Raw genomic sequence first — 14,946 nt, 5'->3', positions numbered from 1 at the left:
ATGGCCGACCGGTTGGACGTCGCCGCGCGCCTCGCCGAAGGGTTGCCCGCGGTCGAGCACACCGAGAGTTACGTGCGGGCCTGCCATGCCCTCGGTTACCAACATCCCGACCTCACGGCGCATCTCGCGCAGGTCCGCGACTGGTACGGCACCGAAGACGGCCTGGACCTGCGTGCCCTCGACCGTGACTGCGCGGAGTTGCGGGCGGCGGGCGACGCGGTCTCCGAAGCGCTGCGCATGCAGCGCGCCCAGGTCGCCGTGCTGGCCGCGGCGTGGACGGGGCCCGGCGGGGACGCCGCCGTCCGCTTCCTGGAGCGCCACTGCGACGCCGCCGGCGTGGTGACCACCGAATTGCGCGCGGCGGCGCAACGGTGTGAATCACTGCGCGACAACCTGTGGTACCTGGTCGACTCGAAGGTCGCGACCGCCATCGCCGTGGACGACCGCACTCAGGCGCTGCGCCCTACCTGGTTGGCCGCGGCCGCGACGGTCACGACCGGGGCGGGGGATCGGCCGGCCGCCGAAGGGGTGGTGCGCGAGCAGGTAATCCCTTACGTGGACAACGAGATCCGCGACGACTGGCTGACGACGATGCGCTCGACGCGCGACGGTGTGGCGACCTCCTATGACATGGTCACCGACAGGATGGCCGCCGCGCCGGCCGCCCGCTTTGAAGCTCCGGGGGACCTCGGGTGCGGCTACCAGCCCGTGCGACCGGCCGCGCCCGCCACCCCGCCGGCGGCGGTCACGCCCGCTGCCGCCACCCCGCCGGCGGATCCGGCGCCCACCGCGACGACCGTCGCGCCCTCTCCCGTTCCCGCCACACCGCAGCCGGACTGGGGATCGACGCTCGGTGACACGGCCGGCATACCCGCGGGGGGATTGGGCGGCGGGCTCGGCGGTGGTGGGCTCTTCGGGGGTGAAGGTCTCCTCGGGCTGGCAAGCAGGATCGTCGACGCGGTCGGTGGGCTGGTCGGCTCGGCTGCCGATGGATCCGGAGCCACCGATCCTTTCGACGAGGGAGACCCCTTCGGCGAGGACCCGTTCGGGGCCGACGACACCGACGACGAGCCCGCCAAGGCGGAAGACGTCGGCGACGCCGAAGGGGCCACGCCTGACGCGGCGGCTCAGCCTGTCGACGCGCCGCTGCCTGCGGATGCGCCGCCGCCCGCGGATGCGCCGGCGCTGACAGACCCGGCGCCACCGGCGGTCGCCCCACCGCCCGACGCGCCCGCACCGGCGGGCGCTCCCGCGGCGGGTGAGCCGGGGCCCGCGGCGACCGACGGGAAGACGCCGTGCGAGATCGCCGCGGACCAGCTGCCGCAGGCCGGGCAGTGACGGCTCAGGCGGGGCGCAGTTGCAGCACGTTCTCGACGAAGCGGACGGATTCGGCGCGGTCGGTGGCCAGCGGGCTGAGCAGCAGCGTCGTCACGCCGGCCTCGGCGAACGCGGCCAGGCGTTCGGCGACGTACCCGCGGGGGCCGACCAGCGACATGCCGCGCACCAGTTCGTCGGGCACCGCGTCGACGGCCTCGCGCTTGCGGCCGGACAGGTACAGCTCCTGGATGCAGTCGGCGACCTCGCCGAACCCGTAGCGCGTCGCCAGGGCGTGGTAGAAGTTGCGGCCCCTGGCGCCCATCCCGCCCAGGTACAGCCCCAGCTGCGGCTTCACCCACGCCAGCCGTTCGTCGACGTCGTCGCCGATGGCCACCGACGCGTGCACCATGACGTCCAGCGGGCCCAGCGCCGGGTCCCGCTTGGCGGTCCCGGCCGCCAGCGCCTCGCCCCACACCGACGCGGCCTTGTCGGGGAGGTAGAAGACGGGCTGCCAGCCCTCGGCGATCTCGGCGGTCAGCTCGACGTTCTTCGGGCCCAGCGCGGCGATACTGATCGGGATGCGTTCGCGCACGGGGTGATTGATCAGCTGCAGGGCCTTGCCCAAGCCGGTGCCGCGGTCGGGGGGCAACGGGATCTGGTAGTGCTTGCCGTCGTGCCGCAGCCGCTCGCGCCGCCACACCTTGCGGCAGATCTCCACGATCTCGCGAGTGCGGCCCAGCGGGGCGTCGAACTCCACGCCGTGGAAGCCCTCGATCACCTGCGGCCCGGAGGTGCCGATCCCCAGCTGGAATCGGCCGTCGGACACGAAGTCCAGCCCCGCGGCCGTCATCGCCAGCAGCGAGGGCGTGCGGATGTAGATGGGAAACACCCCGGACGCCAGCTCGACGGTGTTGGTCTTGGCGGCCAGGTAACCGAGCTGGCTCACCGCGTCGAAGGCGTACGCCTCGGCCACCACGGCGATGTCGATGCCGGCCTTCTCGAGTTCGATCACGCGGTCCACGGCCTGATGAAACCCGCCCGAATAATCCAGGGCGATCCCGATTCGCATCAACGACAGATACCACGACGGTGACCGTCGGCCGCGGAGCGCGGCAGTGTCAGCCCGCCGACGTGCCTGTCCAGTACTCCGCGAACCGCCGGCCGTCGCCGGACAGGCGCAGGATGTCGTTGCCGGCGAAGGAGACCGGCCCGTCCGGGCCGCGGCCCGTCCCCACCCATCGGCCCGCGACCAGGTCACCCTCGCACAGGGGACCGATCTCGACCGCAAACGTCAAGTCCGCGAACATCTTTCGGGTCTCGGTGACGACCCGTTGCAGTTCCTCCGGCCCGTGCACATCCCGGCCGGGCCAGTGCCCGACGAAGTCGTCGGTAACGATCTCGGACGCGAAGGGCCGCCCGGCCCACAGCTCGGTGATCCAGCGGTCATACAGCGCGTGCACGGTCGACACAGGGGGCGATTACCCCGTCACCGCGTCACTTCAACAGCGCGACGATCTTCTCTTCCAGGGCGACCGGCGGCGCATCGGGATCCAACGGATCCGTCTTGGGCAGGTGGGCGTCCGGATCGGCGAAGTCGCGATACGTCTTGTCCCCGCCCAGCGTGGCGAGCAGGTAACCGGTCAGCAGCGCCCGCACCGTTCGCTGGGTGCGCCGGTGCGGGCCGGCCAGCCCGAACACCTTGGTCAGCCGCCGGCCCTCCACCAGCCCGCCGGGCTGGGCCTTGCTGACGATGCGAAGCGTGGCGGCATCCCACGCCCGCGACAGCGACAGCGCGTTGGAGTTCAGCGACCGCGGATCCCCCGGCGCGGTCAGGATCAAGCCGGGCAGCTTCAGCGTCGCGGCCGGCTGTTCGGCCGGGGGACTGGTCACCGCGGGGAACAACGCGGCCGCCGCCGCCAGCTTGTTGGGCATACCGGCCGCGGCGAACACGGCGGCCGAGCCGCCGAAACCGTGCCCGACCACGCCCAGCTTGGCGGGATGCACGCTGATCTTGCCCGGCCCGAGCCGGACACCGGACACGATGTCCAGCCCGGTGCCGAGGTCGAACGCGAAGTTGAGGACGGACGGGGCCAGGCCGCGTTCGGTGTCGGGGGCGCCGGCCACGATGCCCCACGACGCCAGGTGCTCGAGCAGACCCGAATAGTTGGCGGCCCCGGTGAGCCAGTCGTGTCCGAACGCGATCCCGGGCAGCCCCAGCCCCGCCTCCGGGGTGTACACCACGCCCGGTAAACCGGCGAAGGCCAGGTCACCACGCAAAACCCGGTGCGGGCCACGGCGGCTGAGTGCTGCGACGAGCTTGCGGGTGCGGGCCACGCGTCGACGTTAGCGCATCGGCGCTAGGCCCTGACCTCGATCATGCCGACCCGCCAGAGCACCGCATACACGTGGCGCAGCGGGATGCTGAGCAACCGGGCCGCGGCGTCCACCATCGGGTCGCCACCGCCGATCGGCTCGCGGTGCCGCCGCTTGGGCGCCGGCTTGGGCGCCGGAGCCAGCGTGAGGCTCGGTGCGGGAGCGGCCGAAAGAGTCACCACATCGTCGAACAGAACAGCAGTCATGATTCTCCCCTTGAAGGTCTGCAAAATTTCGGATTAACATCTATTAACGATTACTTATCCGGCGGCTTAAGCGTTCCTGGACTTTTTATAACGAGCCAAATTAGAGGCGCGGCGAGAAACGCGATTACCGGGTAGCTGGACGATCGGCATTGATGTCTGTCATAAACGGTTATTGCTGAGAATTACTGTTGCGCTGCGCGCATTTATCCTGGTAGATCACACGATCATCAAGGTGCTGACCGATCAGGCGGGCGTCAACGATCCGTCCTTTCTGCTGGCTTCGGTGATTGCCAGTCGTAGCCGATAGGCAGAATGTTAAGTAGCTGAATTGCTGGGGCGATGACGCAGACGAAAACGCCACGAATACATCAGGTGAAAAACGCTTCTACCGTTTATGAAGACGGCATGAGCAGGACGGTCAGCGGCCGTGCGGCGGAAAACCGGGTGGATTAGTCCACGACGTCCATCGGGGTCCCGTCCCAGAAGCGGAGCCCGGGCCCCGCCGGATCGCCGTACCACCCCGGGGGCGGGCCGACGGCGGCGGGCGGCTGCGCGGCCAGGTCGCGCACGTGGCGGATGGCGGTCCAGTTGGAGATCAGCGCGACCCAGTTCATCACCAGCAGCGAGACCACGCTCCACATCCGGCCCCCAGGTTGTGCAGCTGAGCGGTGCGGTAGGCCGCCTCGCATTGCTCGAGGGTCCCGGTGAAGGTGTAGGTGCGGTGTTGCCAGAAGATGACCGCGCCGGTGTGCTCGCTGAGGCGGAGATCCAAACGGCGGTAGGGGTCGGTTAAAACGGGCCTTTCGTGCAGGTGGGCGGGCTAAACCTAACCGCGGAGTGCGGGGCCGGTGGTCCGCCTGCACTACCCTGGTTCAAATGTGCGGAATCGTCGGCTACGTCGGGCAGCAGCCTGCCTGCAAGGTCGTCATGGATGCGCTGCGCCGGATGGAGTACCGGGGCTACGACTCCTCGGGGATCGCACTCGTCAACGGCGCCGGGACGCTCACGGTGTGCCGCCGCGCGGGCCGGCTGGCCAACCTGGAGGAGGCGGTCGCGCAGATGCCGCCGGAGTCGCTGGGCGGCACCACCGGCCTGGGCCACACGCGCTGGGCCACGCACGGGCGCCCCACCGACCGCAACGCGCACCCGCACCGCGACGCCGCCGGCAAGATCGCCGTCGTCCACAACGGCATCATCGAGAACTACCCGAGCCTGCGCCACGAGCTGGAGGCCCATGGCGTGGAGTTCACCAGCGACACCGACACCGAGGTGGCGGTGCACCTGGTGGCGCAGGCCTACCGGCACGGGCCGACCGCCGGCGACTTCGCCGCCTCGGTGCTGGCCGTGCTGCGCCGGCTGGAGGGTCACTTCACCCTGGTGTTCACCAACGCCGACGAGCCCGGCACCGTCGTGGCTGCCCGCCGCTCCACGCCGCTGGTGCTCGGCATCGGCGACGGCGAGATGTTCGTCGGCTCCGACGTGGCCGCGTTCATCCCGCACACCCGCCACGCCGTCGAACTCGGCCAGGACCAGGCCGTGGTGCTCACCGCCGACGGCTACCGGATCACCGACTTCCACGGCAACCCCGACGTGGAGTACCGCGAGTTCCACATCGACTGGGACCTGGCCGCCGCGGAAAAGGGCGGCTACGAGTACTTCATGCTCAAGGAGATCGCCGAGCAGCCCGCCGCGGTGGCCGACACCCTGCTGGGGCATTTCGTCGACGGCCGGATCCTGCTCGACGAGCAGCGGCTCTCCGACCAGGAGCTGCGCGAGATCGACAAGGTGTTCGTGGTGGCCTGCGGCACCGCCTATCACTCCGGGCTACTTGCGAAATACGCCATCGAGCACTGGACCCGGCTGCCGGTCGAGGTCGAACTGGCCAGCGAGTTCCGATACCGCGACCCGGTGCTGGACCGCAGCACCCTGGTGGTCGCCATCTCGCAGTCCGGGGAAACCGCCGACACGCTCGAGGCCGTCCGCCACGCCAAGGAGCAGAAGGCCAAGGTGCTGGCCATCTGCAACACCAACGGCTCGCAGATCCCGCGCGAATGCGACGCCGTGCTCTACACCCGCGCCGGGCCCGAGATCGGCGTCGCCTCAACCAAGACGTTTCTGGCGCAGATCACCGCCAACTATCTGGTGGGCCTGGCGCTGGCCCAGGCCCGCGGCACCAAGTACCCCGACGAGGTCGAGCGGGAGTACCGGGAGCTGGAGGCCATGCCGGACCTGGTCGCGCGGGTGCTCGCGATGATCGAGCCGGTGGCCGCCCTGGCCCACCGGTTCGCCCAGTCCTCGACCGTGCTGTTCCTGGGCCGCCACGTCGGCTACCCGGTGGCGCTGGAAGGCGCGCTGAAACTCAAGGAACTGGCCTACATGCACGCCGAGGGCTTCGCCGCCGGCGAGCTCAAGCACGGCCCCATCGCGCTGATCGAGGACGACCTGCCGGTCATCGTCGTCATGCCCTCGCCCAAGGGGCAGGCCACGTTGCACTCCAAGCTGCTGTCCAACATCCGCGAGATCCAGGCCCGCGGCGCGATCACCATCGTGATCGCCGAGGAAGGCGACGACACGGTGCGGCCCTACGCCGACCACCTGATCGAAATCCCATCGGTATCAACCCTTTTGCAGCCGCTGCTGTCGACCATCCCGCTGCAGGTGTTCGCCGCATCGGTTGCCCAGGCCCGAGGTTACGACGTCGACAAGCCGCGAAACCTCGCCAAGTCCGTCACCGTGGAATAGGCGGCGCCGCTTCGGCCGTATCGCCGCGAGACGCGAGCGATTCCGTTAGATTGCCTTGGGTAACAAGCCACTCCACGGAGGTAGGAGCAACATGCGGTCGGCGGTCACCAGATTCGCCATAGCAGGTTTTGTCGTCCTCGTCGTAGCGACGTACGTCGCGTTGTTCGAACTCTACGAAAGCACCGTCCAAGGAGTCGCGGCCGGCAATCTCAGCGACGACGCGGAGACGGTCGCCCACAGCATGGCGACGTTGACGGTGGACGAGATGCAGTCGAACTACAGCGCGGTTGTCGTCAACCTCGCCGTCGCGCCAGGTCCTGAGCTGCTGGACCCAGTGACCCACCGGCTCAAGGAAGATCTCATGGTGCGCGTCCGATCCTCGGTCCAGCCCAGTCGACGCGATTACACAAGAGGCATGCTCCCCGGCGTCTTCCCGGTCCCGCTGACCGTGTCGGGTCACGTCGAACGGTGGCCGTTCGACAACTACGCCTCCGGACCGATTGAGGTGCAACTCTTCCCCGGCGGCGACACGACGAAGCCGCCCGAACTCGTCCCGGTGACGTTTATCGACCACCTGCCCGGCTTCAAGGTCTCCGCGACCAAGATCCCGGGCCACGACGCCTACAGAATGAGCGTGCGGCGCGCGCTGAGCACCGCGGTGTTCGGCATCGTCATTTGCGGCGTGCTCATCGCGATCGCCGGCCTGGGCCTGTTCGTGGCGATCCAAACGGTGCGTAACCGGCGCAAGTTCCAGCCACCCATGACGACCTGGTACGCGGCGATGCTCTTCGCTGTGGTGCCGCTGCGCAACGCGCTTCCCGGCCTGCCGCCGTTCGGGGCGTGGATCGATGTCACCATCGTGCTCTGGGTGATCGTCGCGTTGGCGCTGGCGATGCTGCTCTACATCGCTTGCTGGTGGCGGCATCTAAGACCAGACGTTGCCACTCCACAGGCAGAGCCGGTCCCGGCGCCGTCGGGCTAACGTCTGGTGATCGGGTCGAAGTCCCGTCGTTTCAACCGATTTCCGACAGCCGTTGGAGCAAAGCCCGTCGGCGGCACGGCTTTCGCTCTCGGCCTGCGACGTCGACACACCCCGAGCCGCGCGCGTCCGTTACCGTCGAGGAGGCCGCCGCCGCGTTGCGCGGCTTACAATTTCCGGGCAATCGACTGACGTCAGCGAGTCAGGGGAGGCAAGTTGTCCGCGGACGGTCCCTCGGCGCAGAACAGACGCTTCGGGCGCCTGTTGATGATCGGCCTGGTGGCCCTCTTCGTCGCCAGCTACGCGATCTTGGTCGGGCTCTACACCACATCCGGGTGCGGTTGCCCCCGTCAGGTCACCAACGGCCAGCCGTCATCCGACGGCACCACCGTCACGATTGACCTGCAGGAACTCCAGTCGATCAAGGGCGGGCTGATCGGCAACGTGACCGTCGCGCCCGGCGCCGGCCTGCTGGACCCCCGGACCGGTGGCCTGAACGAGGATCTCACCCTCATCGTGCACTCGGCGGTGACACCCAGCAGGCGCACCTGGACCAAGGGCATGGTGCCCGGCGTCGATCCCGTACCGCTGACCATCACGGGCGACACGTCGGACTATCCGTTCGACCGCTACCACTCGGGGCCCGTCACGGTGGATCTTCTCCACGGCGCCAACCCGGTGCCGCAACGGGCGTCGGTCACCTTCGTCGACCGTCTCCCGGGCTGGAAGGTGGACGTGGCTACCGCCGCCGCATCGGGCGTGCCCGCGCCCTACACGATCGTGCTGAGTCGATCGCTCAGCACCGCAGCCTTCGCCGCCGTCCTCCTCACCATGCTCATCGCGCTCGCCACGATCGGCCTGTACGTCGCCGTGCAGACGCTGCGTGACCGGCGAAAGTTCCAGCCGCCCATGACAACCTGGTACGCGGCGATGCTGTTCGCGGTGATGCCGCTGCGCAACGCCCTGCCCGACACGCCGCCGATCGGGTCGTGGATCGACGTGACCGTCACCCTGTGGGTGGTCGTCGCGCTGGTCAACGCGATGCTGATCTACATCGTCTGCTGGTGGCGGCATCTGAAGCCCGAAGCCCCTGCGCCGCCGACTCCAGATCCGGTTCCGGTTGACACGCTTGCCGGCTAACGGGCGCGACGCAGCGGCCAGCGTGCGAAGGTGATGACGTGACGAATGCACCGGTGCGGTCCCGACTGCGCAGCATGGGGCTCGCGGTCTGGCATTACGTCAGCAGCGCGCCGTTGACCTACGGGTGGCTGATCGTCCTGGTGATCACCACCTTCATCCAGCATTGGCTTCCCCAGCGGCAACTGCACTCGATGCTGATGCACCATTCCACCAACATCCATGGGCTGGCCCGCGATCCGCTCGACGTGTTGTTCTCCAGCCTGTTGTGGATCGACGGCGCCAACCTGACGCCCTACCTGCTGCTGTTCACGTTGTTCCTGGCGCCGGCCGAACACTGGCTTGGCCAGTTGCGTTGGCTCACTGTGGGATTGAGCGCGCACATCCTGTCCACCTATTTCAGCGAGGGCCTGCTGTATTTCGCGATCGAGGAGCACGACGCGTCGGAACGGCTGGTGCACGCCCGCGACATCGGCGTGAGCTACTTCCTGGTCGGGGTGATGGCCGTGCTGGCCTATCACATCGCGCGCCCCTGGCGCTGGGGCTATCTCGGCGTGCTGTTCGTCATCTTCGGCTTCCCGTTGATCGCGATGGACCGCATCGAGCTGAACTTCACCGCGATCGGACACTTCACCTCGATCCTCGTCGGGCTGTGTTTTTACCCGATGACCCCCCACCAGGACCCCCGACAGCTGAGCCCCGCGCGACTGCGTGCCATGGCGCGGCGGCGCGGTTCGCCCGAGGTGTCGGCCTGAGCGGCAGCGGCCAATTGCGCGGCCCCTACCCGTAATGTGGCTGTGGTGCGGCACTACTACTCCGTAGACGCGATCCGCCAGGCCGAGGCGCCGCTGCTGGCCAGCCTGCCCGACGGGGCGCTGATGCGGCGCGCGGCCTTCGGCCTCGCCGCCGAGATCATCGCCGAATTGCGCGCCCGCACCGGTGGGGTGGCCGGCCGCCGGGTGTGCGCGGTCGTCGGCTCGGGTGACAACGGCGGCGACGCCCTGTGGGCCGCCACCTTCGTGCGTCGCCGCGGCGCGGCCGCCGACGCGGTGTTGCTCAACCCGGAGCACACCCACCGCAAGGCACTGGCGGCGTTCACCAAGGCCGGCGGCCGCGTGGTGCAAAGCGTCTCGCCCACAACCGATCTCGTCATCGACGGGGTGGTGGGCATCTCCGGCTCCGGGCCGCTGCGCCCGGTCGCGGCCGAGGTGTTCGCGGCGGTCGACCACGCGGGCATCCCGGTGGTGGCCGTCGACATCCCCAGCGGCATCGACGTCGCGAGCGGCGCCATCACCGGCCCCGCAGTGCACGCCGTCCTGACCGTCACCTTCGGCGGGCTCAAGCCCGTGCACGCGCTGGCCGACTGCGGGCGGGTGAAGCTGATCGACATCGGCCTCGACCTCCCCGAGACGGACGTGCTGGGTTTCGAGGCCGGCGACGTGGCCGCCCGCTGGCCGGTGCCCGGGCCCCACGACGACAAGTACACCCAGGGCGTGACCGGGGTGATGGCCGGCTCGTCGACGTATCCCGGCGCGGCCGTGCTGTGCACCGGTGCCGCGGTCGCGGCGACGTCCGGGATGGTCCGGTACGCGGGCAGCGCGCGCCACGAGGTGCTCGCGCACTGGCCCGAGGTGATCGCCTCACCGACCCCGGCGTCGGCCGGGCGGGTCCAATCCTGGGTCGTCGGGCCGGGATTGGGCACCGACGACACCGGGGCGGCCGCGCTGTGGTTCGCGCTGGAGACCGACCTGCCGGTGATCGTGGACGCCGACGGGCTCACAATCCTGGCGGCGCACCCCGAGCTGGCCGCCAACCGCACCGCGCCCACGGTGCTGACCCCGCACGCCGGTGAATTCGCCCGCCTGGCGGGTAATCCCCCCGGGGACGACCGGGTGGGCGCGTGCCGGAAGCTCGCCGACACCTTCGGCGCCACGGTGCTGCTCAAGGGGAACGTCACCGTGATCGCCGATCCGGGCGGGCCGGTGTACCTCAACCCGGCCGGGCAATCCTGGGCCGCCACCGCGGGCTCCGGCGACGTGCTGTCCGGCATGATCGGCGCCCTGCTGGCCTCCGGGCTGCCGGCGGCCGAGGCGGCCGCGGCTGCGGCGTTCGTCCACGCCCGGGCGGCGGCGCTGTCGGCCGCCGACCCGGGGCCCGGTGACGCGCCGACGTCGTCGTCCCGCATGGTTCCGCACATCAGGGCCGCGCTGGCCGCCCTCTAGAAAGGACTCTCCGCAGTGCCCCAACATCCTTCCCTGCCCGCCCACGGGATCACCCCGGCGTACACGGGCCGCCTGTTCACCTCGCCGGTGCCCGCGCTGCGGATGCCCGACGAGTCGATGGACCCCGAGGCGGCCTACCGCTTCATCCACGACGAGTTGATGCTCGACGGCAGCTCGCGACTGAACCTGGCCACCTTCGTCACCACATGGATGGACCCCGAGGCGGGCCGGCTGATGGCCGAGACGTTCGACAAGAACATGATCGACAAGGACGAGTACCCGGCGACCGCGGCGATCGAGCAGCGCTGCGTGTGCATGGTGGCCGACCTGTTCCACGCCGAAGACCTGAACGACGCCGACCCGTACAGCGCGTGCGGGGTGTCCACGATCGGCTCCAGCGAGGCGGTCATGCTGGGCGGGCTGGCTATGAAGTGGCGGTGGCGAGCGAAGGTCGGGAAAGGCTGGGAACGCCGGCGGCCCAATCTGGTGATGGGCTCCAACGTGCAGGTGGTGTGGGAGAAGTTCTGCCGATACTTCGACGTCGAACCGCGCTACCTGCCGATGGAGGAGGGCCGCTACGTCATCACCCCGGAACAGGTCGTGGACGCCGTCGACGAGGACACCATCGGCGTGGTGGCGATCCTGGGCACCACCTACACCGGTGAACTGGAACCGGTCACCGAGATCTGCGGTGCGCTGGACAAGTTGGCCGCCGGCGGCGGGGTGGACGTGCCGGTGCACGTCGACGCGGCCAGCGGCGGATTCGTGGTGCCCTTCCTGCACCCGGAGCTCAAGTGGGACTTCCGGCTGCCCCGGGTGGTGTCGATCAACGTCAGCGGTCACAAGTACGGGCTGACCTACCCCGGTGTCGGATTCGTGGTGTGGCGCAGCAAGGAATACCTGCCCGAGGAGCTGGTTTTCCGGGTCAACTACCTGGGCGGCGACATGCCGACCTTCACGCTGAACTTCTCCCGCCCGGGCAATCAGGTGGTCGGCCAGTACTACAACTTCCTGCGGCTGGGCCGCGACGGCTACGGCAAGGTCATGCAGGCGCTGTCCGGGACGGCGCGGTGGCTGGGCGAGCAGCTGCGGGTCAGCGACCACTGCGAGCTGATCTCGGACGGTTCGGCGATCCCCGTGGTCGCGTTCCGGCTCGCCGGGGACCGCGGATACACCGAATTCGACGTGTCGCACGAGCTGCGCACCTACGGCTGGCAGGTGCCCGCCTACACCATGCCCGACAACGCCACCAACGTCTCGGTGCTGCGCATCGTGGTGCGCGAGGGGCTCTCCGCCGACCTGGCCCGGGCGCTGCACGACGACGCCGTCTCGGCGCTGACCTCGCTGGACAAGCTCAAGCCCGGCGGCCATTACGACGCCCAGCACTTCGCGCACTAGGACGACGATCAAGGGCATCGAGTTCCTGGCCAGATACACCGAGATCGGCAGCGGCTACGGCGGTTATAGCGAAGATCACAAGTACTTCGGGCGCCACCAGACGATTTGAGCGGGACATGTCCCCAGCTCGTCGCGGCCGACTTGTCGCTCGGAGGCGGGCGCATAGGATGCGGCCCGGCGCGGGGACGTGTGGGGCTGCTGTGGCTGTTGCGACAATCCTGGGCCGTGAGCGGGCGGCGCCTGCCCCCGGTTCTGGGACAATGGCGGGCATGAAAGGGTGGGCCGTTACGCCGATATCCCTGACCCCGGGCCTGGTCGCCGAGGCCGTGGTGGACCTGGGCGCCATTGAGCACAACGTGCGGTTGCTGCGCGAGCACGCCGGCCGCGCGCAGGTGATGGCCGTCGTCAAGGCCGACGGCTACGGCCACGGGGCCACCCAGGCGGCGCGCGCGGCGTTGGCCGGTGGCGCGGCCGAGCTGGGCGTCGCCACCGTCGCCGAGGCGCTGGCGCTGCGCGCCGACGGGATCGCCGCGCCCGTGCTCGCCTGGTTGCACCCGCCCGGCATCGACTTCGGGCCGGCGCTGCTGGCCGACGTGGAGATCGCGGTGTCGTCGGAGCGTCAGCTCGACGAGCTGCTGGACGCGGCGCGCCGGACGGGCCGAACCGCCACGGTCACCGTCAAGGTCGACACCGGGCTCAACCGCAACGGCGTCCACCCCGCCCAGTACCCGTCGATGCTGACCGCGCTGCGCCGGGCCGTCGCCGACGAGGCCGTTCGGCTGCGCGGCCTGATGTCGCACATGGTGTTCGCCGATCAGCCCGCCAACCCCGTCAACGACCTTCAGGCCCAACGCTTCAGCGACATGCTGACGCAGGCGCGCGAGCAGGGGGTGCGGTTCGAGGTGGCGCACCTGGCGAACTCCTCGGCCACCATGTCGCGCCCCGACCTGGCCTTCGACCTGGTGCGGCCCGGCGTCGCCGTGTACGGCCTGAGCCCGGTGCCCGAGCTCGGGGACATGGGTCTGGTGCCGGCGATGACGGTGAAATGCCCTGTGGCGCTGGTGAAGTCGATCCGTGCCGGCGAGAGCGTTTCGTATGGGCACACCTGGACCGCGGAACGCGACACGAACCTGGCCCTGCTGCCGGTCGGCTACGCGGACGGCGTCTTCCGCTCGCTGGGCGGACGATTGGACGTGTCGATCAACGGCAAGCGCCGGCCCGGGGTCGGCCGGATCTGCATGGACCAGTTCGTCGTCGACCTCGGCCCCGGCCCGACCGACGTGGCCGAGGGCGACGAGGCGATCCTGTTCGGGCCCGGCAGCAGCGGGGAACCCACCGCACAGGACTGGGCCGACCTGCTCGGCACCATCCACTACGAAGTGGTGACCAGCCCCCGCGGGCGCATCACCCGGACCTACCGCGAGGCGCGAACCATTGAGCCGTGAGAAGACCCGCGGGCGCCAGAACGGGAGGACGTGGCTCGCGGGTGGCGCGGGCGTGACCGCCCTCGCCACCATCGTCGGAGCCTCGGCCCGCCGCTCCATGATCCAGCGCACCCACGGCGCCGAAGACCCTTACGCCGACGAGGATTTCGACCGGATCGACGACGACCGCGGCTCGGTGGTCACCACCCCCGACGGGGTGTCCCTGGCGATCCGCGAGGCCGGGCCCGCCGACGCCCCGCTGACCATGGTCTTCGTCCACGGGTTCTGTTTGCGCATGGGCGCCTTCCACTTCCAGCGCACCCGGCTGCCCCAGCACGTGGGCCCGAGCGTCCGGATGGTCTTCTACGACCAGCGCGGGCACGGGCAATCCGACGAGGCCCCGCCGGAGACCTACACGCTGACTCAACTCGGCAAGGACCTGCAGAGCGTGCTGCAGGTGGTCGCGCCGCGCGGGATGGTGGTGTTGGTGGGCCACTCCATGGGCGGCATGACGGTGTTGTCGCACGCGCGCCAGTTCCCGGACCAGTACGGGCACCGCATCGTCGGGGCAGCGTTGATTTCGTCGGCGGCGGAAGGCGTCGCCCGATCCCCGCTGGGTGAGATCCTGAAAAACCCGGCGCTGGAAGCGTTCCGGTTCACCGCCCGGTCCGCGCCGAAGCTCATGCACCGCGGCCGCAACGTGTCGCGCTCGCTGATCGGCCCCGTCCTGCGGGCCGCCTCCTACAGCGACCTGCACGTCAGCCGCAGCCTGGACGCCTTCTCCCAGCGGATGATGAACGGCACCCCCATCCCGACCATGGTGGAGTTCTTGGAGGCGCTGGAAGCCCACGACGAAACCGCCGGCCTGTGGACCCTGCTGCGCATCCCGACCCTGATCGCCTGCGGCGATCACGACCTGCTGACCCCGGACGAATACTCCCGCAAGATGGCGGCCTCGCTACCGCAATCCGAACTGGTCATCGTCGCCGGCGCCAGCCACCTCGCGCTGCTGGACAAGCCCGACGCGATCAACGACGGGTTGGTCCGCCTGGTCAAGCGGTCCACCCCGGGCCGCACCGCGCTGGCGGCCCGGTGGATGCGGGAAAGGCTGCGGCGGCGTGGTCGCTGAAAGGTCTGATGGCGGCGGC

Annotated in this window: 13 protein-coding genes and 1 pseudogene; 9 read left to right on the top strand and 5 right to left on the bottom strand. The window is 69.7% G+C overall.

The window, feature by feature from the left end:
* Nucleotides 1-1,338: a hypothetical protein gene (locus A5692_RS21170; protein ID WP_068059367.1), complete on the top strand. Its 1,338-nt coding sequence runs from the start codon at nt 1-3 to the stop codon at nt 1,336-1,338.
* A 4-nt stretch (nt 1,339-1,342) separates the two neighbouring features.
* On the opposite strand, the gene A5692_RS21165 is transcribed toward A5692_RS21170, so the two are convergent.
* From A5692_RS21165 to A5692_RS30485, 5 genes and pseudogenes are all read right to left on the bottom strand, one after another.
* Nucleotides 1,343-2,386 carry an LLM class F420-dependent oxidoreductase gene (locus A5692_RS21165; RefSeq protein ID WP_068059363.1) on the bottom strand — a complete coding sequence of 348 codons (1,044 nt, stop codon included), beginning with the start codon at nt 2,384-2,386 and terminating at the stop codon, nt 1,343-1,345.
* 49 nt (nt 2,387-2,435) lie between these two features.
* Nucleotides 2,436-2,786: a nuclear transport factor 2 family protein gene (locus A5692_RS21160; protein WP_068059360.1), complete on the bottom strand. Its 351-nt coding sequence runs from the start codon at nt 2,784-2,786 to the stop codon at nt 2,436-2,438.
* Nucleotides 2,787-2,811: 25 nt separating this feature from the next.
* The gene (locus A5692_RS21155; RefSeq protein ID WP_068059357.1) at nt 2,812-3,651 is read right to left on the bottom strand and encodes a dienelactone hydrolase family protein; all 840 of its coding nucleotides are present in this window, start codon (nt 3,649-3,651) and stop codon (nt 2,812-2,814) included.
* A 23-nt stretch (nt 3,652-3,674) separates the two neighbouring features.
* Nucleotides 3,675-3,896 carry an Rv1535 family protein gene (locus tag A5692_RS21150; protein ID WP_068059354.1) on the bottom strand — a complete coding sequence of 74 codons (222 nt, stop codon included), beginning with the start codon at nt 3,894-3,896 and terminating at the stop codon, nt 3,675-3,677.
* A 418-nt stretch (nt 3,897-4,314) separates the two neighbouring features.
* Nucleotides 4,315-4,707 (bottom strand): annotated as a pseudogene (locus tag A5692_RS30485) (DUF2510 domain-containing protein).
* A gap of 65 nt (nt 4,708-4,772) precedes the next feature.
* On the opposite strand from A5692_RS30485, the gene glmS reads away from it, so the two are divergent.
* From glmS to A5692_RS21105, 8 genes are all read left to right on the top strand, one after another.
* Nucleotides 4,773-6,638, top strand: a complete 1,866-nt coding sequence (gene glmS / locus A5692_RS21140; protein ID WP_068059350.1) for a glutamine--fructose-6-phosphate transaminase (isomerizing) — start codon at nt 4,773-4,775, stop codon at nt 6,636-6,638.
* Nucleotides 6,639-6,729: 91 nt separating this feature from the next.
* On the top strand, nt 6,730-7,620 hold the full coding sequence (locus A5692_RS21135) for a DUF4436 domain-containing protein (RefSeq protein WP_068059347.1): 891 nt from the start codon (nt 6,730-6,732) through the stop codon (nt 7,618-7,620).
* Between the two features lie 264 nt (nt 7,621-7,884).
* Nucleotides 7,885-8,757 (top strand): DUF4436 domain-containing protein, encoded by an 873-nt coding sequence (locus A5692_RS21130; RefSeq protein ID WP_068059493.1) that lies wholly within the window; start codon nt 7,885-7,887, stop codon nt 8,755-8,757.
* A 74-nt stretch (nt 8,758-8,831) separates the two neighbouring features.
* Nucleotides 8,832-9,509, top strand: coding sequence for a rhomboid-like protein (locus A5692_RS21125; RefSeq protein ID WP_068059344.1), 678 nt, complete (start codon nt 8,832-8,834; stop codon nt 9,507-9,509).
* A gap of 45 nt (nt 9,510-9,554) precedes the next feature.
* On the top strand, nt 9,555-10,976 hold the full coding sequence (locus A5692_RS21120) for an NAD(P)H-hydrate dehydratase (protein ID WP_068059490.1): 1,422 nt from the start codon (nt 9,555-9,557) through the stop codon (nt 10,974-10,976).
* Nucleotides 10,977-10,991: 15 nt separating this feature from the next.
* A complete protein-coding gene (locus A5692_RS21115; protein ID WP_068059340.1) occupies nt 10,992-12,374 on the top strand; it encodes a glutamate decarboxylase in 1,383 nt (460 codons plus the stop codon).
* 269 nt (nt 12,375-12,643) lie between these two features.
* Nucleotides 12,644-13,819 carry an alanine racemase gene (gene alr / locus A5692_RS21110; protein WP_068059337.1) on the top strand — a complete coding sequence of 392 codons (1,176 nt, stop codon included), beginning with the start codon at nt 12,644-12,646 and terminating at the stop codon, nt 13,817-13,819.
* A 52-nt stretch (nt 13,820-13,871) separates the two neighbouring features.
* A complete protein-coding gene (locus tag A5692_RS21105; protein WP_197514527.1) occupies nt 13,872-14,927 on the top strand; it encodes an alpha/beta fold hydrolase in 1,056 nt (351 codons plus the stop codon).
* Nucleotides 14,928-14,946: the final 19 nt, after the last annotated feature.

Source organism: Mycobacterium sp. E342, from assembly GCF_001667665.1.
Lineage (GTDB): Bacteria > Actinomycetota > Actinomycetes > Mycobacteriales > Mycobacteriaceae > Mycobacterium.
Note: the sequence above shows the minus strand (reverse complement) of the source record. Positions and strands in the feature narration are given on the sequence as shown.